16 protein-coding genes and 1 tRNA gene are annotated in these 18,104 nt (G+C 66.7%); 13 read left to right on the top strand and 4 right to left on the bottom strand.

The features are described from left to right. Window positions 1-12 precede the first annotated feature (12 nt). Window positions 13-1,191: a class I SAM-dependent methyltransferase gene (locus tag AC1EJR_RS06435; RefSeq protein ID WP_441591398.1), complete on the bottom strand. Its 1,179-nt coding sequence runs from the start codon at window positions 1,189-1,191 to the stop codon at window positions 13-15. A gap of 16 nt (window positions 1,192-1,207) precedes the next feature. On the opposite strand from AC1EJR_RS06435, the gene AC1EJR_RS06430 reads away from it, so the two are divergent. The 3 genes from AC1EJR_RS06430 to ttcA all read left to right on the top strand — a co-directional run bounded on the left by AC1EJR_RS06430 (window position 1,208) and on the right by ttcA (window position 3,498). After that, window positions 1,208-2,026 carry an SDR family oxidoreductase gene (locus tag AC1EJR_RS06430; RefSeq protein ID WP_092291478.1) on the top strand — a complete coding sequence of 273 codons (819 nt, stop codon included), beginning with the start codon at window positions 1,208-1,210 and terminating at the stop codon, window positions 2,024-2,026. A gap of 112 nt (window positions 2,027-2,138) precedes the next feature. Then, on the top strand, window positions 2,139-2,483 hold the full coding sequence (locus AC1EJR_RS06425) for a dihydroneopterin aldolase (RefSeq protein WP_477146900.1): 345 nt from the start codon (window positions 2,139-2,141) through the stop codon (window positions 2,481-2,483). A gap of 70 nt (window positions 2,484-2,553) precedes the next feature. After that, window positions 2,554-3,498, top strand: coding sequence for a tRNA 2-thiocytidine(32) synthetase TtcA (ttcA, locus tag AC1EJR_RS06420; RefSeq protein WP_477146899.1), 945 nt, complete (start codon window positions 2,554-2,556; stop codon window positions 3,496-3,498). Here ttcA and AC1EJR_RS06415 read toward each other — a convergent pair. Further along, a complete protein-coding gene (locus AC1EJR_RS06415; protein WP_092291484.1) occupies window positions 3,491-4,303 on the bottom strand; it encodes a DUF6279 family lipoprotein in 813 nt (270 codons plus the stop codon). The two genes, ttcA and AC1EJR_RS06415, sit on opposite strands and share 8 nt — an antisense overlap. 254 nt (window positions 4,304-4,557) lie before the next feature. On the opposite strand from AC1EJR_RS06415, the gene glmU reads away from it, so the two are divergent. The 9 genes from glmU (at window position 4,558) to AC1EJR_RS06370 (ending at window position 14,592) form a co-directional block, all read left to right on the top strand. Further along, window positions 4,558-5,922 carry a bifunctional UDP-N-acetylglucosamine diphosphorylase/glucosamine-1-phosphate N-acetyltransferase GlmU gene (glmU, locus tag AC1EJR_RS06410; RefSeq protein ID WP_441591395.1) on the top strand — a complete coding sequence of 455 codons (1,365 nt, stop codon included), beginning with the start codon at window positions 4,558-4,560 and terminating at the stop codon, window positions 5,920-5,922. A 107-nt stretch (window positions 5,923-6,029) separates the two neighbouring features. Then, window positions 6,030-7,868 (top strand): glutamine--fructose-6-phosphate transaminase (isomerizing), encoded by a 1,839-nt coding sequence (gene glmS, locus AC1EJR_RS06405; RefSeq protein WP_477146898.1) that lies wholly within the window; start codon window positions 6,030-6,032, stop codon window positions 7,866-7,868. Window positions 7,869-8,119: 251 nt separating this feature from the next. Next, the gene (locus AC1EJR_RS06400) at window positions 8,120-10,342 is read left to right on the top strand and encodes a catalase (RefSeq protein ID WP_477146897.1); all 2,223 of its coding nucleotides are present in this window, start codon (window positions 8,120-8,122) and stop codon (window positions 10,340-10,342) included. A gap of 235 nt (window positions 10,343-10,577) precedes the next feature. Next, window positions 10,578-11,174: a GTP cyclohydrolase II gene (gene ribA, locus AC1EJR_RS06395; protein ID WP_092291492.1), complete on the top strand. Its 597-nt coding sequence runs from the start codon at window positions 10,578-10,580 to the stop codon at window positions 11,172-11,174. Between the two features lie 177 nt (window positions 11,175-11,351). Further along, entirely contained in the window at window positions 11,352-11,807 is a 456-nt protein-coding gene (locus AC1EJR_RS06390; protein ID WP_092291494.1) for a PA2169 family four-helix-bundle protein, read from the top strand. A gap of 252 nt (window positions 11,808-12,059) precedes the next feature. Continuing rightward, window positions 12,060-12,548, top strand: a complete 489-nt coding sequence (gene bfr / locus AC1EJR_RS06385; protein ID WP_477112740.1) for a bacterioferritin — start codon at window positions 12,060-12,062, stop codon at window positions 12,546-12,548. A 95-nt stretch (window positions 12,549-12,643) separates the two neighbouring features. Next, window positions 12,644-12,718 (top strand) — tRNA-Cys (locus tag AC1EJR_RS06380). A 353-nt stretch (window positions 12,719-13,071) separates the two neighbouring features. Continuing rightward, complete coding sequence (locus tag AC1EJR_RS06375; RefSeq protein WP_477146896.1) at window positions 13,072-13,515, top strand: GNAT family N-acetyltransferase; 444 nt, start codon at window positions 13,072-13,074, stop codon at window positions 13,513-13,515. Window positions 13,516-13,608: 93 nt separating this feature from the next. Beyond that, window positions 13,609-14,592 (top strand): quinone oxidoreductase family protein, encoded by a 984-nt coding sequence (locus AC1EJR_RS06370; RefSeq protein ID WP_477112739.1) that lies wholly within the window; start codon window positions 13,609-13,611, stop codon window positions 14,590-14,592. A gap of 15 nt (window positions 14,593-14,607) precedes the next feature. Here the strand turns inward: AC1EJR_RS06370 and dmeF are convergent, their stop codons facing one another. Both dmeF and AC1EJR_RS06360 read right to left on the bottom strand, forming a co-directional pair. Then, window positions 14,608-15,609, bottom strand: a complete 1,002-nt coding sequence (dmeF, locus tag AC1EJR_RS06365; protein WP_441591390.1) for a CDF family Co(II)/Ni(II) efflux transporter DmeF — start codon at window positions 15,607-15,609, stop codon at window positions 14,608-14,610. Between the two features lie 106 nt (window positions 15,610-15,715). Next, window positions 15,716-16,633 (bottom strand): LysR family transcriptional regulator, encoded by a 918-nt coding sequence (locus AC1EJR_RS06360; protein ID WP_477146895.1) that lies wholly within the window; start codon window positions 16,631-16,633, stop codon window positions 15,716-15,718. Between the two features lie 171 nt (window positions 16,634-16,804). Between AC1EJR_RS06360 and AC1EJR_RS06355 the strand changes: the two genes are divergently transcribed. Continuing rightward, window positions 16,805-17,683, top strand: a complete 879-nt coding sequence (locus AC1EJR_RS06355) for an alpha/beta fold hydrolase (RefSeq protein WP_092291506.1) — start codon at window positions 16,805-16,807, stop codon at window positions 17,681-17,683. Window positions 17,684-18,104: the final 421 nt, after the last annotated feature.

Raw genomic sequence — 18,104 nt, 5'->3', positions numbered from 1 at the left:
GGCGGCTGTTCCTCAGAGTGCGTGAACGCGGTCGCCGCGTGCGAAGCCTGCCAGCGGCAGCGCGTCGTCCAGACCGCGCGTCAGCACGATCACCTTGAACAGCTCGCCCATCTCGGCCTCGGACAGCAGCTTCTGCACCGCGTTGGCATGGGGCAGGAAGGCGCGGGCGTCGGTCGGGTCCAGCTCCATCAGCAACTCGGTGATCCCGGCGTTCATCAGGAAGCGCGCCTGCGAGGCGAAGCCGGCCACGGACAGCCCGGCGTCCACCGCCGCCTCGGCGATGCCGGTGAAATTGACGTGCGCGGTGATGTCCTGCAGCCCGGGATACAGGAACGGATCGGGGTGCGCGTGGTGGCGGTAGTGGCACATCAGCGTGCCTTCGGCGCGCTGCGGATGGTAGTACTCGGCCGCCGGGAAGCCATAGTCGATGAAGAACGCCGCGCCGCGCGTCAGCATGGCGCCCACCGCCCGCGTGAAGCCTTCGGCCTCGGCATGGGTCTCGGTGACCATGTCGTGGTCGCCCGGCAGCGCGCGTAGCGCGTCGGGGACGGCGTTGTCTGCCAGCGGACGGTCCTCGAACGTGAACTTCCCGTCGGCTAGCGCCACGCCGCGCTCGTGCCAGCGGCCGTCCAGGCGCGCGAACAGGCGCACTGGCATGGCGTCCAGCACCTCGTTGCCGACGATGACCCCTTCGAACTGCGCGGGAAGCTCGTCCAGCCACTGCACGCGACTAGCCAGGTGCGGCGCGCGGGCGGCCAGCGTTTCCTGCTGGCGTACGCGCAGCTCGCCCGACAATTCGACGATCTGGTAGGTCTCGGGCAGCGCACCTTCGGTTTCCAGGGCGAGCAGCAGGTCCGCCGCGAGGCGGCCCGTGCCGGCGCCGAATTCGAGCACGCGCGGCAGGTCCAGGGCGATCAGCGGTGCGAACTGGCGGGCCAGCGTGCGGGCGAAGAAGGGGGTCAACTCGGGGGCGGTGATGAAGTCGCTGCCGTCCCGGGCATCGCGGCCGAACTTGGCGGCGCCGCCACTGTAATAGCCGAGCCGGGGGGCGTAGAGCGCCAGCGCCATGTAGCGATCGAAGCCGATCCAGCCGCCGGCGGCCTCGATGGCGTCGCCAATACAGGTGGTCAGGGCCGCGGAGGCGTCCAGCGCGTCGGCGGGGGGAAGGGGTAGACTAGCGACTTTCTGCATACCGCGAATTGTAGCAATGCCAGATTCCCTGACTGCTGGCGCCTCCGGCGCCCACCCTGCCGCCGCGCGCGGCGTCGCCCTCGTGACCGGCGGCGCGCGCCGCCTGGGCCGTGCCATCGCGCTGGAACTTGCCACGCGAGGCTGGGACGTGGCGATCCACTGCAATCGCTCGCGCGACGAAGCCGAGACGCTCGCCACGCAGATCCGCGGCCTGGGCCGCCGCGCCGCCGTGCTGCAGGCCGACCTGTCCGACGAAGCCGCTACCAGCAAGCTGGTCGCGGCCTGCGCCGACGCGCTGGGCGTACCGACCTGCCTGGTCAACAACGCCTCGCTGTTCCAGTACGACGTGGCGACGAGCTTCTCCTACGCCTCGCTCGACACCCATATGCGCACCAACGTGGCCGCGCCGCTGCTGCTGGCGCGTGAGATGCACAAGGCGCTTGGCGCCGATGGCAACCAGACCGCCCAGCGCGGCGTGGTGATCAACCTGCTCGACCAGAAGCTCAACAACCTGAATCCGGACTTCCTGTCGTACACGCTGTCCAAGGCCGCGCTGCAGACCGCCACGGTGCAGCTGGCCCAGGCGCTGGCGCCCCGGCTGCGGGTGGTGGGCGTGGCGCCCGGCATCACGCTGGTGTCCGGCGACCAGTCCGACCCCGGTTTCGTCCGCGCGCACGGCATGACGCCGCTGGGCAAGTCGTCCACGCCGGACGACATCGCCCAGGCCGTGGCCTACCTCGCTGGCGCCCACGCCGTGACCGGTACCACCCTGTATGTCGATGGCGGCCAGCACCTGATGCCGCTGGCCCGCGACGTGATGTTCCTGACCGAGTGATCCCAATCCCCGGTCGTTTTTAAGCATTTTCCGATTTACCGCAGCACCTGCCCGACGCCCCACCATKACCTTCGCCGCGCTTTCCCACCCCAGCCTGCAAGGCTGCCGCCGCATGTTCCTGCGCAACTATGAAGTGCAGATCAATATCGGCGTGCACGAATTCGAGAAGAAGGGCGAGCAGCGCGTGCTGGTCAATATCGACCTGTTCGTGCCGCTGGACCAGAGCACGCCGCAGGCCGACAAGCTCGAGGAAGTGGTGGACTACGACTTCATGCGCAGTACCGTGGCCGCGCGCATGGCCCAGGGCCACATCCACCTGCAGGAAACCCTGTGCGATGACGTGGCACGTGCCATGCTGAAGCATCCGAAGGTGCGCGCGGTGCGCGTTTCCACGGAAAAGCCCGATGTCTACCCGGACTGCGATTCGGTCGGCGTCGAGGTGTTCCACGTCAAGTAGAATACGGGCCCGTCCGACAGGGCCATCCGACGGGCTTCCCAAGGCCCGCGCCCCGCATCAGGTATGTCTTATGAGTCACTCCGCTAACTTCTATCGCCTCGAAACCCGCCTTCAGTCGCTGGCCGGCAAAGCCATCGGCGACTTCGGCATGATCGAGGACGGCGACACTGTGCTGGTCTGCATGAGTGGCGGGAAGGACTCGTACACCATGCTGTCGGTCCTGATGGCGCTCCAGAAGCGCGCGCCGATCCACTTCAAGCTGATCGCGATGAACCTGGACCAGAAGCAGCCAGGTTTCCCGGAACACATCCTGCCCGAGTACCTGAAGTCCACCGGCGTGGAATATGTGATCGTCGAGGCGGATACGTATTCGATCGTCAAGGAGAAGGTGCCCGAGGGCAAGACCACCTGCTCGCTGTGCTCGCGGCTGCGCCGGGGCGTGATCTACCGCACGGCCAAGGAGCTGGGCGCCAACAAGATCGCGCTGGGGCACCATCGGGACGACATCGTCCAGACCTTCTTCCTGAACATGTTCTTCGGCGGGAAGATGAAGGCGATGCCGCCCAAGCTGTCGACCGATGACGGCCAGCACATCGTGATCCGGCCGCTGGCGTATTGCGCGGAAAAGGACATTGCGTCCTACGCGCGGGCGATGGCCTACCCGATCATCCCCTGCAACCTGTGCGGCTCGCAGGAGAACCTGCAGCGCAAGAAGGTCAGCGAGATGCTGCAGGGTTGGGAGCGCGAGAACCCGGGCCGCATCGACAATATCTTCGCGTCGCTGCGCAACGTGGTGCCGTCCCACCTGGCCGATACCKACCTGTTCCCGTTCACCGGGCTGGCCACCGGCCTGGCCAAGGTGGACGAGGCCTCGCTGTTCGGCGAGACCACCTTCACCCAGCAGGCGCTGACCTTCACCGGCAGCGCCGAGCCGAACCGGATGGAGTTCGTCCGCTTCGACAAGCTGGCCGAGAAGGCCGATCAAGCCGACAACCAGCCCACCCCTCTTATTTAGACGCCTGCGACGGGCCTGCCTCGCGCATCAGCGAGCGGGTATCGTCGATCCATTTCTGGAAACGGTCCACCGCGTGGGCCTTCTGCTCGGGCGTGGTCAGGTTGGCGATGGTCACGGTCAGGTCCACCCCGGCCTCGTTGGCCTGCCGGATCTGCGCGCGCTCGGCCGCCGGGCGCTGCCAGTGGTCGGCGTACTTGCGCAGCATGTCCTCCACCTGCGATTTGGGCGGATGGGTCGTCGAGACCTCCCGGGCAATCCCCAGCCATTCCTGCTGCCGCTTCACGCGCTCCGCATAGCGGGCGTCGGCGCCCTGCATGTACGGCCCCATCGCGGCGCGGATCTTCTGCGCCTGATCGTCCGAGAACTTGCCGTAGACCAGCTTGGCGTAGTCCATGACCTTGTCGAAACGGGCGTTCGAGCGAGCCTGCGGGTCCGATTTCAGGAATTCCTTGCGATATTTGGCGTTGCTTTCGTTGAATTTCGATTCCATGCGCTGGATCTGCTCCGGCGTCAGCGTCAGCATCAGGTCGGCCAGGTCGGGTATGGCGTTCTCGAAGGCCTGGCGGCCCAGCCGCTGGGTGTCCTCGCGCGCGTGGCGCACCATCGACGCGTCCACCGGGCCGGCCACCTCGCTCTTGACCCGCGTCAGCACGTTGGCGATCTCGGGGAGCTGGGCGCGGCGGTGCCAGGAGAAGAACCGGGCGATGGCCTCGCGGGTGGGCGGCTCCTGGTCGTCCGTCACATCCACATAGCGGTCTACCCACCAGTAGGCGAGCCGATCGCCCTGCTGATAGCCGAGTTTCATGGCGTTACAGCCACCCAGCGCCAGGACGACGGTAAATGCTGCAAATCCTGCAAAAATGCGCCGTCGCCAAATGTGAAAAACGGAAACCACCGGCGGTCGGGCGCAAGGCGCCATGCTAAAATCGCCGCGCATGTTTTCCCGCCTCGCAGATCGCCCGCCAGCCCAGTCCTGACAAGGGTTTGGAGGGATTGAAGAGATCGCTTGGTACGGGTTTTCGCGCTTATTATCAGACACACTCACTTAGGGACCTCCTTGTGAATATCGTCATTCTTGCCGCAGGGATGGGAAAACGGATGAATTCCGCCCTGCCCAAGGTCCTGCACCCGGTTGCCGGGCGGCCGATGCTCGCCCATGTGCTCGACACCGCGCGCACGCTTTCGCCGTCGCGCCTCGTCGTGGTGGTTGGCCACGGTGCGGAGCACGTGCGCGAGGCCGTCGCTGCGCCGGACGTGGCGTTTGCCGACCAGACCCAGCAACTTGGCACCGGCCACGCCGTGATGCAGGCGCTGCCGATGCTCGATGACAACCAGCCCACGCTGGTGCTCTATGGCGACGTGCCGCTGACCACCGCCGCCGCGCTCGAGGCCCTGGTCCATGCGGCCGGCGCCGAGCGCATGGGCGTGCTCACCGTCGAGATGCCCGATCCTACCGGATACGGCCGCATCGTACGTGACGCCGCCGGCAACATCGTGCGCATCGTCGAACAGAAGGATGCCAGCGACGAGATCCGCGCCATTCGCGAGATCAACACCGGCATCATCGTCTGCCCGACCGGCCACCTGCGCCGCTGGCTTGCCACGCTGGGCAACAACAACGCGCAAGGTGAGTACTACCTCACGGACACCATCGAGCGCGCCGCCACCGAGGGCGTGGAGATCGTCTCCGCCCAGCCGGCGGCCCTGTGGGAGACGCTGGGCGTCAACAGCAAGGTCCAGCTGGCCGAGGTGGAGCGCATTCACCAGCGCAACCTCGCACAGCGCCTGCTCGAGGCCGGCGTGACGCTGCTGGACCCCGCGCGCATCGATGTGCGCGGCCAGCTTACGTGCGGACGCGACGTGACCATCGACGTCGGCTGCGTGTTCGAAGGCCGCGTGCATCTGGACGATGGCGTGCACATCGGCGCGCATTGCGTGATCCGGAATGCCACCATCGGCGCCGGCGCACGCGTGCAACCGTTCTGTCACATCGAGGAAGCAAAGATCGGGCCGGCGGGCCGGATCGGGCCCTACGCGCGGCTGCGCCCCGGCACCGAGCTGGGCGAGGATGTGCATATCGGCAACTTCGTCGAGGTGAAGAACAGCCAGGTCGGGGATCACAGCAAGGCCAACCATCTGGCCTATGTGGGCGATACCACGGTGGGCCAGCGCGTCAACATCGGCGCGGGTACCATTACCTGCAACTACGATGGCGTGAACAAGAGCCGCACGGTGATCGAGGACGACGCGTTCATCGGCTCGGACACGCAGCTGGTGGCGCCGGTGACGGTGGGCCGTGGCGCCACGATCGGCGCGGGCACCACGCTGACCAAGGACGCGCCAGCCGGCAAGCTCACGCTCTCGCGGGCCAAGCAGATGACGCTGGACGCATGGCAGCGCCCGGTGAAGCAGCCGAAGCAGTAAGCTAAGTCAGTCAACGTCAGTCAGGCCGGGCCCGGGGAGGGCCGGCCATCATCATTCAGCGGGTTGCGGCGCGCGGCGCGAGGCAACCCAAACGGGGGGTTCACAAGATGTGTGGCATCGTCGGCGCGGTTTCCACGCGCAATATCGTTCCGGTCCTGATCGAAGGCCTGCGTCGCCTGGAGTACCGCGGCTATGACTCGTGCGGCGTGGCCATCGTGCGCGACGAGATGCTCGAGCGCGCGCGCACCGTGTCGCGCGTGGCCGATCTGGACACGCAGACGCAGTCGTCCGGCCTGGCCGGCACGCTGGGCATCGCCCACACGCGCTGGGCCACGCACGGCAAGCCCGATACGGTCAACGCCCACCCGCATTTCTCGGACGAGACCATCGCGCTGGTGCACAACGGCATCATCGAGAACTACGAGCCGCTGCGCGACGAACTGCGCGCCGTGGGCTACGGCTTCGAGTCGCAGACCGACACCGAGGTGGTCGCCCACCTGATCCACCAGGCCTACACCTACCCGAGCAGCGCCACGCGCGGCAACCTGTTCGGCTCGGTGCGCGTGGTGACCAAGCGCCTGCACGGCGCCTACGCGATTGCCGTGGTGGCCAAGGACAACCCGGACGTGGTGGTGGGCGCGCGCGCCGGCTCGCCGCTGGTGGTGGCGCTGGGCGAGAACGAATCGTTCCTGGCCTCCGACGCGCTGGCCGTGGCCGGCACCGCCAACCGCATCGTCTATCTGGAAGAGGGCGATGTGGTGGAGCTGACCCGTGCCGGCGCCACCATCCGCGACGTGAACGACGTGGAAGTCGTGCGCGAGGAGCGCGTGGTGGAAGCCCACGCGGCAGCCGTCGAGCTGGGCCCGTACCGCCACTTCATGCAGAAGGAAATCTTCGAGCAGCCGCGCGCGCTGGGCGACACGCTGGAAGGCATCGTCGCCATCGCGCCCGAACTGTTCGGCGAGAAGGCGGCCGAGGTATTTCCCGACATCGACAACATCCTGATCCTGGCCTGCGGCACCAGCTACTACTCGGGCTGCACGGCCAAGTACTGGCTCGAGTCCGTGGCGAAGATCCCGACCCAGGTGGAAGTGGCCAGCGAATACCGCTACCGCGACACCGTGCCGAACCCGCGCGCGCTGGTGGTGGTGATCTCCCAGTCGGGCGAGACCGCCGACACGATGGCTGCGCTGCGCCATGCCCGCGACCTCGGCCACACCCACACGCTGGCCATCTGCAACGTGGCGACCAGCGCGATGGTGCGCGAGACCGAGATGCGCTTCCTGACGCGCGCCGGCACCGAGATCGGCGTGGCCTCGACCAAGGCGTTTACGACCCAGCTCGCCGCGCTGTACATGCTGACGCTGGCGCTGGCCAAGGTACGCGGCCGGCTGACCGAGGAAGAAGAGGCAGCCGCGCTGACCAACCTGCGCCACCTGCCCGTGGCGCTGCATGGCGTGCTGGCGCTGGAGCCGCAGATCATCGCCTGGTCGGAAGACTTCGCGCGCCGCGAGAACGCGCTGTTCCTGGGCCGGGGCCTGCACTACCCGATCGCCCTCGAAGGCGCGCTGAAACTCAAGGAAATCTCATATATCCACGCGGAAGCCTACCCGGCCGGCGAGCTGAAGCACGGCCCGCTGGCGCTGGTCACCGAGGCGATGCCGGTGGTGACCGTGGCGCCGAACGACGCGCTGCTGGAGAAGCTGAAGTCCAACATCCAGGAAGTGCGCGCGCGCGGCGGCCGGCTCTACGTGTTTKCCGATGCCGACACGCATATCCAGTCGTCCGATGGCATCCAGGTGATCCGCCTGCCCGAGCACTACGGCGCGCTGTCGCCGATCCTGCACACGGTGCCGCTGCAACTGCTGGCCTACCACACGGCCTGCGCACGCGGGACGGACGTGGACAAGCCTCGGAATCTGGCTAAGTCGGTGACGGTGGAATAAGGCGGGGCCGCCGCCCGGAGAGCAAGACACGGCAAGCGGTTTTACAAGCCGGATGTAAAAGGAAGCCACGGTGTGCACGCACCGTGGCTTTTTTTTTGTCGCCCCCAATCCCGGCTTGCCAGACGTGGCGCGGCCTGGCGGGGAGCCGGTGCGCGCCGAGCCCCCGGTGGCACGGTATCTGCGGAAGCCATAGGCTCCAATCGGCTCCAATCCGCGATACCCAGCCACCGAACGCCACCGAGGGACCCCACATGACGAAAAAGACCGCACCGTCCGCCGCCCAGCCACCCGGCAAGAAAGGCGACACCACGCCGCCCAAGCCACAAGGCATCGGCAACAACAACGACGGCAGCTACGAGCGCGCCGTGGCGGACCGGMTGGCCGAGCGGCCAAAGCAGCTGGGTTCGGACTCGGTCGGCAATCTCGTCTCGAACCGTGACCGCACGCTGACCACGAACCAGGGCCTCCAGATTCCGCAGGACGACGACTCGCTCAAGCTCGGCCTGCGCGGCCCCACGCTGCTCGAGGACTTCCACCTGCGCGAGAAGATCACGCACTTCGACCACGAGCGCATTCCCGAGCGCGTGGTCCACGCGCGCGGCGCGGCGGCCCATGGCTATTTCGAGCTGACCGAGTCGCTGGCTGACGTGACCACCGCCGCGTTGTTCACCGAGGTTGGCCAGAAGACCCCAGTGTTCGTGCGATTTTCGACCGTGGCCGGCTCGCGCGGCTCCGCCGATCTGGCGCGCGATGTGCGCGGCTTCGCCACCAAGTTCTATACGCGGCAGGGCAACTTCGACCTGGTCGGCAATAACATCCCGGTGTTCTTTATCCAGGACGGCATCAAGTTCCCGGATTTCGTCCATTCCGTGAAGCCGGAACCGCACAACGAGATCCCGCAGGCCGCGTCGGCGCATGACACGTTCTGGGATTTCGTGTCCCTCCAGCCCGAGTCGATGCACATGGTGCTGTGGACCATGTCCGGCCGCGCCATCCCGCGCAGTTTCCGCACGATGGAGGGGTTTGGCGTGCATACGTTCCGCCTTGTCGATGCAGAGGGGCAGGGCACGCTGGTCAAATTCCACTGGAAGCCGGTGGGCGGCGCGCATTCGCTGGTCTGGGACGAGGCGGTCAAGATCAACGGCAAGGACCCCGATTTCCACCGGCGCGACCTCTACGATTCGATCGAGGCGGGCCAGTTTCCCGAATACGAGTTCGGCGTGCAGCTGGTGCCGGAGACCGACATGCTCAAGTTCGGCTTCGATCTCCAGGACCCGACCAAGCTCATTCCGGAGGAACTGGCGCCGGTGCGGCGCGTGGGGCGGATGGTGCTGAACCGCAACCCGGACAACTTCTTCGCCGAAACCGAGCAGGTGGCGTTCCACCCGGGCCACATCCTGCCGGGCATGGATTTCACCAACGATCCCTTGCTGCAGGCGCGGCTGTTCTCGTACACCGATACCCAGCTCACGCGGCTCGGCGGGCCGAATTTTCATGAAATTCCGATCAATCGCCCGCTCTGCCCCGTGCATAACAACCAGCGCGACGGCTTCGGCCGGCAGACCGTGGTGCAGGGTAAGGAGAGCTACCAGCCGAACTCGGTCAGCGGTGGCTGCCCGTTCCTGGCCGGCGATGCGGACGCCTACCGGCATTTCGCTGCCGCCGCCGAGGACGGCGCGGTGAAGGTGCGCATGCGCGCACAGACCTTCGCCGATCATTTCTCGCAGGCCAATCTCTTCTGGCGCAGCCAGTCCGACGTCGAAAAAAGGCAGATCGTCGATGCGTACGCGTTCGAACTCTCAAAGGTCTTCGACCCCGCCATCCGGGCGCGCGTGGTGGGGCAGATCCACCATATCGCCGTGGAACTGGCGGAGCGCGTGGCGCAGAAGCTCGGGATTCCCGTCGAGCCGGTCGGGCCGAACGTGCAGATCAACGACTACGGCGTACCGGCCTCGCCCGCGCTGAGCCTGGACGCCCAGCCAAAGGGCGACATCACGGGCCGCAACATCGCCGTGCTGGTCAACGATGGCGTGGACGACGCGGCCATCGCCTCGCTCAGGAAGCTGGCCGAGGCGGCGCGCGCCAATCTCAAGATCATCGGCCCGCGCGCGGCGAGCGTGACTACGGCGAAGGGCGCGGCGCTGCCGGTGGACCATGCGCTGTCGTCGGTCGGCTCGGTGCTGTTCGATGCGGTGTACGTGCCCGACGTGGCCAAGCCCCCCGCCGAGCCGGATCCGGACGCGCTGCTGTTCATCAAGGAGGCCTACAAGCACTGCAAGGCCGTGGGCGCGGGCGGCTCGGGCGCCGTGATGGTGGCCGAGGCCGCGCGCTGCGCGGGGCTGGCCGGCGGCTTCGCGGGGCCGGGCGTGGTGATCGCCAAGACCGAGGACCCGGCGCGGCATCGGGAATTCCTCGATGCCGTGGGCCAGCATCGCTGGTGGCAACGGCCGGACGCGATGCGCATTCCCGCCTGAGCGCAGGCGGCGCGAAAGCGTCCTAAGGGGCACTCGTCAGGCGACCGCGCCGTCGCCCGAGAGTGCCCGCTCGGCATAGGGGTACCTGCAGCGATACCTATAGCGAGAGGCGTTTCGCGGTATCCTTGCCGGCATGCCGCGCGCCACAGCCCCCTCAGGGTGGCGCGCAGTGCGCCTGTCCCGGCCCGCATCATGCGCGCCCGGGCCCCACGGCGCCCCCCGCGATCACAGGAATATGAAAGACCTAGAAAGTGAGCTGATCGGCTCCGCACGGCTGCCGACCCGCTACGGCGAATTCACCGCCCATGCCTTCCAGGGCGTGGACAGCCGCACCGAACACCTGGCGCTCTCCATGGGAGACATCTCGGGCGAGAACGTTCTCGTCCGCCTGCATTCCGAATGCCTGACCGGCGACGTCTTCGGCTCGTGCCGCTGCGACTGCGGCGAGCAGCTCGACCTCGCCATGCAGAAGATTGCCGAGGAAGGCCGCGGCATCCTGCTCTACCTGCGCGGCCACGAAGGCCGGGGCATCGGCCTCTCGAACAAGATCCGCGCCTATGCGCTGCAGGACGGCGGGCTGGACACGGTCGACGCCAACCTCGCGCTCGGCCAGGCCATCGACGGCCGCACCTACGCGTTCGCGGCGGACATGCTGCGCCAGTGGGGTGTGAAGTCGGTCCGCCTGATGAGCAACAACCCGATCAAGATCCGGGCGCTCGAAGACGCCGGCCTGGCCGTGACGGAGCAGATGCGTCACATCGTGCCCGCCAACGCCGAAAACGAGAAATACCTCGCCACCAAGCGGTCCCGCATGGGTCACCTGCTGGACTGATTCAGCGGGTGTAGGCGAAGGCCGACAACCGCTTGCGCAGCCTCCCGACAGCTTGTCCGGGTCCACTCTCCTATCGTGGATATAAGGTCCGCGCCATGCTCGGCATGGCGCGGGATGTTCCACGCGATGTGCCGCCGTGGCCTCACGGCGCGCCTCCGATGTGAGAGGAGTCCAACAATGGCTGACAACAACGTTTCCGTACTGAACGATTTGATCGAAGTCTCGCGCGATGGCGAGGAGGGCTTCCGCAAGGCGGCCGAGGACGCCAAGAATCCGGAACTGAAGACGCTGTTCTCAAGCCGTGCCACCGAGTGCGGCGCGGCGGTGCGCGAGTTGCAGAGCCAGGTGATGGCCCTCGGCGGCAAGCCCGAGGACCACGGCAGCGTGGCCGGTGCGCTGCATCGCGGCTGGGTGAGCCTGCGCAGCGCGGTGGCCGACCGCACGGACCTCGCCATCCTCGAGGAAACCGAGAAGGGCGAAGACGTCGCCAAGAAGAAGTATGGCGATGCGCTCCAGGAAACCGACCTGAGCTTCGACATCCGCGCGCTGATCGAGCGCCAGTACCAGGGGGTGCTGCGTAACCACGACCTGATCCGCGATCTGCGTAACCGCTATCGCGCGAGCGGCGAATAACCGCTTCCGGATCGGCACGAAGGCGCTTCCCTAGGGAGGCGCCTTTTACATTGGGGATTATGTTCGCGCGTGCCGAAAGGTAGCTGAATCGGAATCGCAATCATCCGCAAAATCATCCGCATCGTGTCGTAAAGCCCCGTCTGGCAAGGGATTTATTAACGCGATTTTCCCTATGTATGCTTGATCTTCTAGCCTCGGCTATTAACATGAAAATCGTCCACCGTGGTGTGCAGGCGTTTTGGGGTCAATGTCATGAAAGGCGACAAGAAAGCTATCCAGTTACTGAACGGCCAGCTGCGTCACGAGCTGACCGCGATCAACCAGTATTTCCTGCACGCGCGCATGTACCGGCACTGGGGGTTGAGCGCGCTGGGCAAGCATGAGTACGAGGAGTCCATCGAGGAGATGAAGCACGCGGACAAGTTGATCGAGCGCATCCTGATGCTCGACGGCCTGCCCAACCTCCAGGATCTGGACAAATTGCTCATCGGGGAGAACGTCGAGGAGATGCTCGGCGGCGACCTGAAGGTGGAGTTGCTGTCCCAGACGAGCTGCAAGGATGCCATCAAGTACTTCGAGTCGATTAGCGACTATGTGTCGCGCGATGTGGTGACCGATATCCTCTCGGACACCGAGGACCACATCGAGTGGATCGAGACGCAGCTGGAACTCGTGCGCAAGCTCGGCGTGCAGAACTACCTGCAATCCGCGATGGGCGAGCTGGGCGAGCCCGACGCCTAGTCGGCAGGCAGGCGCTCTGCAGAGTTCCAGATCTTCGGCTACACTGCGCCCCGCACACTGAATGCAAGGCGCCCGCCAGGGCGTCCAGACTCCGGGGCGGGGTGGCAGAGTGGTGATGCGACGGCCTGCAAAGCCGTTTACGACGGTTCGATTCCGTATCCCCGCCTCCATCTCCTTCCTGCCGTTTTCCCTCCTGCTTTCCCTCCTGCTTTCCCTCCTGTTCTCCCTCGTTCATTGCCTTCGCCGGATCTGACCAATCTGTCATCTGGAAGGACTATCATTTTCTGCCGGGCATTTGGCGGATAACGCCGAGCCGCTGGCGCATTTCATGCTCGTTCCGCAGGCAGATACGCCGCAAGCGTTGAGTACGCCGCAACGCGGAGTTTCCCTGTGGATATAGCGCCCCGATTGCGATAATGTTTTGCCGCGCGTGCACCAAGTGTCAGCACGTGAGGCAGGGTTCACCATGCAGGGCTTCCATGGCGTTTCCGTCCCCAGACGATGAGAGAAACAGAGGCTCCCGATGATTAAAGATCTGCGAGTGCGTGCGGCGCAGCCGTCGGATATGCCTGCCATCGCGGCAGTGCTCGAGCGCTGCAACCTGCCGGTGGACGAACTGCCGCGTCTGGTGGGCGAGTTCCACGTGGCCCTGATGGAGTCAGAGCTGGTCGGCTGCGCCTGCGCCGAGCGCTTCGGCGATACGGCCATCGTCCGCTCGGTGGCCGTGCTGCGCGAATGGCGCGACCAGGGCGTGGCCAGCCACCTCGTCAACGCGGTGATGATGCGTGCCCGCGCCAACGGCACGCGCCGCGCGGTGCTCCTGACCTCGAGTTGCCCGAGCTACTTCGCCCKCTACGGTTTCTCGCTGATCCACGCCTCCAAGCTGCCCCCAGAAGTCCTMGAGAGTGAGGAATTCCAGCGCCTGCGCAACACCAGCGCGTTGTGCATGTGCGCGGTGCTGACCTGATGGTTTTTCCTTGATTGGCCCGCCTTCGGCAAGGTTTTACAAAAGCGACAATAATCGGGGCTCCAATTCTGCAAGCCTGACCAGGGAGACCCCATGACGACCACTGTCCGTGCCATCCGCCTCCAGGAATTCGGCGCGCCCGAAGTGATGCAGCTCACGCCGGTCGAGCTGCCGGCGCCGGCGGCCGGCGAGGCGCGCGTGCGGCATACCGCCATCGGCTTCAACTTCATCGATGTGTACCAGCGCCGCGGCACCTATCCGCTGCCGGTGGGCACGGGGCTGGGCCACGAGGCGGCCGGCGTGGTGGAGGCGGTGGGCGCGGGCGTGACGGACATCGCCGTGGGCGATCGCGTGGCGTACATGAACGCCGGCCTCGGCGCCTACGCCGAAGCGCGCAACGTGCCGGCGGACAAGCTGGTCAAGCTGCCCGACACCCTCAGCGACGAGCAGGCTGCCGCCGTGATCTTCAAGGGCATGACCGCCCAATATCTGGTGCGCCACACGCACGCCGTGAAGCCCGGTGACACGGTCCTGGTCCACGCCGCCGCCGGTGCCGTGGGCCAGATCCTGGCCGGCTGGGCGAAGGCGCTCGGCGCGCGCGTGATCGGCACGGCCGGCGGCCCGGCCAAGTGCGAGCGCGCCCGCGCGGCGGGTTGCGACATCGCCATCGACTACAAGCAGGCGGATTGGGTCAAGCAGGTGCGCGACGCCACCGGCGGCCAGGGCGTGACCGTGGTCTACGACGCCGTGGGCAAGGACACCTTCATGGGCTCGCTCGATTGCGCCCAGACCTTCGGACTGGTGGTGCTGTACGGCGGGGCGTCCGGCCCGGCGCCGGCCATCGAGCCGGAAATCCTGAACAAGAAGGGCTGCCTGTTCCTGACCCGGCCCTCGGTGTTCCCGCACAACGCGGACCCGGCCCGCTTCCGCGCCAATGCGAAGGACCTGTTCGATGCCATCGCCACCGGCCAGGTGAAGGTGGAGATCGGCGCCCGCTTCCCCCTGGCCGAGGTCGCCCGCGCGCACGAGGCCGCCGAGCGCCGCGAGACCACCGGCGCCATCCTGCTGCTGCCGTAATTCGACGGGTTTCGACTAGTGCGGATGACGATGACGGGCCGCCCGGCGCGGTGCCCCGTCATCGCACAGGCTGATCTCCACGCTCACGTGGGCCAGCTCCTCATGGATCGATAGCGCCTGCCGCACGCGCTGCGGCGTGAGCGTGGCGTCGTGCGTGACCAGGCTGGCGATGCAGGCGAACTGCTCGCGGCCCACGCGCCAGACGTGCAGGTCGGTCACGCGCGTGCCGTCTTCTCCGTGCTGGAACTCGGCCAGCACCTCTCGCACTTCGTCMACAACAGGGTGGTCCATCTCGCGGTCCAGCAGCACCGTGCCGCTCTGCCGCATCAGCCCGATCGCCCAGCGACCGACCAGCGCCGCGCCCACCAGCCCCATCACCGGATCGAGCCAGCTCCAGCCCAGCCACCAGCCGCCCGCCAGCGCCACGATGGCCAGCACCGAGGTGGCTGCATCGGCAATCACGTGGATATAGGCCGAACGCAGGTTGATGTCGTGATGATGGTGATCGGCATGTCCGTGGTGATCGTGCGCATGCGCATGGCCATGATCGTGCCCGTGATGGGGCGCGCCGCCGAGGATGAACGCGCAGCCCAGGTTCACGAGCAGGCCGATGGTGGTGACGGCCATCGCCTCCTGGTAGTGGATGGCCTGCGGGGTGAATAGCCGTTCGACCGAGCCGGCGATCATCAGCGCGGCCACGCCCAGCAGGACGATGGAACTGGCGAAGGCCGCCAGCACCTCGATCTTCCACGTGCCGAAGGTGAAGCGGGCATCGTTGGCCAGCCGGCGCGCGGCGGCGTAGGCGAAGGCCGAGAGGCCGATCGCCAGCGCGTGGGAACTCATGTGCCAGCCGTCCGCCAGCAGGGCCATCGAGTTGAACCAGAGGCCGGCGGCAATCTCCACCACCATGGTGGCGAGCGTGATCCACATGACCAGGCGCGTGCTGCGCTCGGCTGCCGGATTGCCGGCATTGAAGACGTGGGAATGGGTCCACGCGGACAGATCGTGCGTGTGCATGTCGGGAGGGGATCTGGAGTGGGTTGGGGGGACGCTGCCCAAGCGTACCAGTCATGGCGCGCCCGGTCACCCGCCACCCTGCCGCCGGCAGGGGTAGCCGCGCCGGCTACCAGCCGTGATAGGGCGCGGTCTGCTCGTACGCGCCGAGCCGTTCGGCCAGAAAGTCGACAAAGGCACGCACGCGGGCCGAAAGTTTGTCGCGCGTGAGATACACGGCGTAGATGTCCGCCGGCGGCGAGGCCCAGTCGGCCAGCACCTGCCGCAGCCGGCCCGAGCGCAGCAGCGGCGCCACCTCCCACTCCGAACGCAGCACGATGCCATGCCCCTGGAGCGCCCAGTTCGCCGCCGCCTCGCCATCGTTGGTCGCGGCATGGCCGCGCACCTTCACGGTCTCCTGCCGGCCGGCCGACTGGAGATGCCACGTGCCGTAGGCCGATTCGCTCTCGCGGATCACAATGCAACGATGCTGTTGCAATGCGCGCGGCGAGGCCGGCTCGCCGTGCCGCGCGAGGTAGGCCGGCGACGCGCACAGCAGCCGGCKGTTCGGCGCGAGCAGGCGGGCGTTGAGCCGCGCATCGGGCAGGTCGCCGAGGAGGATGCCGACGTCGTAGCCTTCCTCGGCAAGGTTCATCGCCCGGTCGGTCAGTTGCAGCTGGACTTCGACATCGGGATAGACCTGCAGGAAGTCGCTGACCAGCGGGGCGATGTGGCGCCTGCCGAATCCGAGCGTCGCGTTCACCCGTAGCAGCCCGCGCGGCGCCACCCGGCTGCCGCCGAGGCCCTGTTCGAGTTCCTCCAGCTCGGCCAGGATGCGCCCGCCCTGGGCCAGGTACGACTCGCCCTCGGGCGTGACCGACAGCCGGCGCGTGGTGCGGTTGAGCAGTCGCACGCCCAGCCGCGCCTCCAGCGCCGCCAGCCGCTTGCTGGCGGCCGAGGGCGTGACGCCAAGCTGCTGCGCCGCGCCGGCGAGGCTGCCGCGCTTGACCAGCAGGACGAAGAAGGCGAGATCCGAGAAGGTGTCCATGGGTGGCGGCAATTCGTGAATCGAGCGCACGAATGAAGTTCGGTTCGCGCAATTATAGCGATGGATTCCGCGATTACACTGCCCGCCGATGCGCATCCCATGCGCGGCGACTACCATGGCACGGCTTGCCACATTGACGCATCGACGCATCAAGGACCAAGGAGACAGCCGATGTTTGAAGGATTCAGAACACACCGGATCGACAGCCAGGGCGTGGCGATTCACGCCGTGGTCGGCGGGGAGGGCCCGCCGCTGCTGCTGCTGCATGGCCATCCGCAAACGCATGTGATCTGGCACAAGGTGGCTGGCGAGCTGGCCCGGCATTTCACGGTGGTGGCCACGGACCTGCGTGGCTATGGCGACAGCGACAAGCCCGTCGGCCTGCCGGATCACGCGAACTACAGCAAGCGGACCATGGCGGCCGACCAGATGGCGGTGATGCGGGCGCTCGGCTTCGAGCGGTTCCGCGTGCTGGCGCATGATCGCGGGGCACGCGTGGCGCACCGGCTGGCGCTCGACCACCCGCAGGCCGTGGAAAAGCTCGTCACGCTGGACATCGCCCCGACGCTGGCGATGTATGCCCAGACCTCGGAAGCCTTCGCGCGCGCCTACTGGCACTGGTTCTTCCTGATCCGGCCCACCCCGTTCCCCGAAACGCTGATCGAGGCCGACCCCGACCTCTACCTGCGCCAGACCATGGGCTCGCGCAGCGCCGGCCTCGCCCCGTTCACCGAGGCCGCGCTGGCCGAGTACCTGCGCTGCCTGAAGCTGCCCGGCGCCGCCCACGGCCTGTGCGAGGACTATCGCGCCAGCGCCGGCATCGACCTGGAGCATGATCGCGCCGACGCCGAGGCCGGACGCCAGGTGGAGTGCGAAATGCTGGCCCTGTGGGGCGCCGACGGTGCGGTCGGCAAGTGCTTCCAGCCGCTGGAGGAGTGGCGCAAGGTGGCCCGCCGGGTGACGGGTCATGCCTTGCCGAGCGGTCACTATATTGCGGAGGAAGTGCCGGAACAGCTACTTGCGGAAGTGCTGCCGTTCCTGCGCGGCTGACGGGCGTCGTTATCGGCACAGATTGTGTGCGTCGGGGGAACAGTGTGTTGTACGATCCGCCGCGCTCGGCACAGTGCACGGTTCGCCGCTCACTGGCATTATGGCGAACTGAGGACTTTTGGCATGGTCTGACTGCGCAGTGTTTGACTCGGCAGAGTTCGGGGCAAACATACATTCACGGATGGATGTATAATCCGCGCACATTTCCATTCCAAGACCCCCTCAGAAGTCCCTTTCCACAATGACGTACCGATTTATTGCAGGTTGCCTCGCCGTCTGGCTCGGAATTTGCGTTGCCGCGAGCTGGTTKGTCGAGCGACTCTGGGCCTGATCGCCCGCGTTCCTTCTCGGAAGCGGGCAGGGCCCGTCAATCGCGCCGAGTTGTGTTGTCGAGCCATCTCTCTTCGTAGTCCTCCTCATG

It is taken from the genome of Cupriavidus sp. 05T42, assembly GCF_056396345.1.
Note: the sequence above shows the minus strand (reverse complement) of the source record. Positions and strands in the feature narration are given on the sequence as shown.

What these genes read in the sequence shown, in the direction of transcription:
- AC1EJR_RS06435 (WP_441591398.1), bottom strand. Translation starts at nt 1,191, where the DNA reads ATGCAGAAAGTCGCTAGTCTACCCCTTCCCCCCGCCGACGCGCTGGAC.
- AC1EJR_RS06430 (WP_092291478.1), top strand. Translation starts at nt 1,208, where the DNA reads ATGCCAGATTCCCTGACTGCTGGCGCCTCCGGCGCCCACCCTGCCGCC.
- AC1EJR_RS06425 (WP_477146900.1), top strand. Translation starts at nt 2,139, where the DNA reads ATGTTCCTGCGCAACTATGAAGTGCAGATCAATATCGGCGTGCACGAA.
- AC1EJR_RS06415 (WP_092291484.1), bottom strand. Translation starts at nt 4,303, where the DNA reads ATGAAACTCGGCTATCAGCAGGGCGATCGGCTCGCCTACTGGTGGGTA.
- ribA (WP_092291492.1), top strand. Translation starts at nt 10,578, where the DNA reads ATGAAAGACCTAGAAAGTGAGCTGATCGGCTCCGCACGGCTGCCGACC.
- AC1EJR_RS06390 (WP_092291494.1), top strand. Translation starts at nt 11,352, where the DNA reads ATGGCTGACAACAACGTTTCCGTACTGAACGATTTGATCGAAGTCTCG.
- bfr (WP_477112740.1), top strand. Translation starts at nt 12,060, where the DNA reads ATGAAAGGCGACAAGAAAGCTATCCAGTTACTGAACGGCCAGCTGCGT.
- AC1EJR_RS06370 (WP_477112739.1), top strand. Translation starts at nt 13,609, where the DNA reads ATGACGACCACTGTCCGTGCCATCCGCCTCCAGGAATTCGGCGCGCCC.
- AC1EJR_RS06355 (WP_092291506.1), top strand. Translation starts at nt 16,805, where the DNA reads ATGTTTGAAGGATTCAGAACACACCGGATCGACAGCCAGGGCGTGGCG.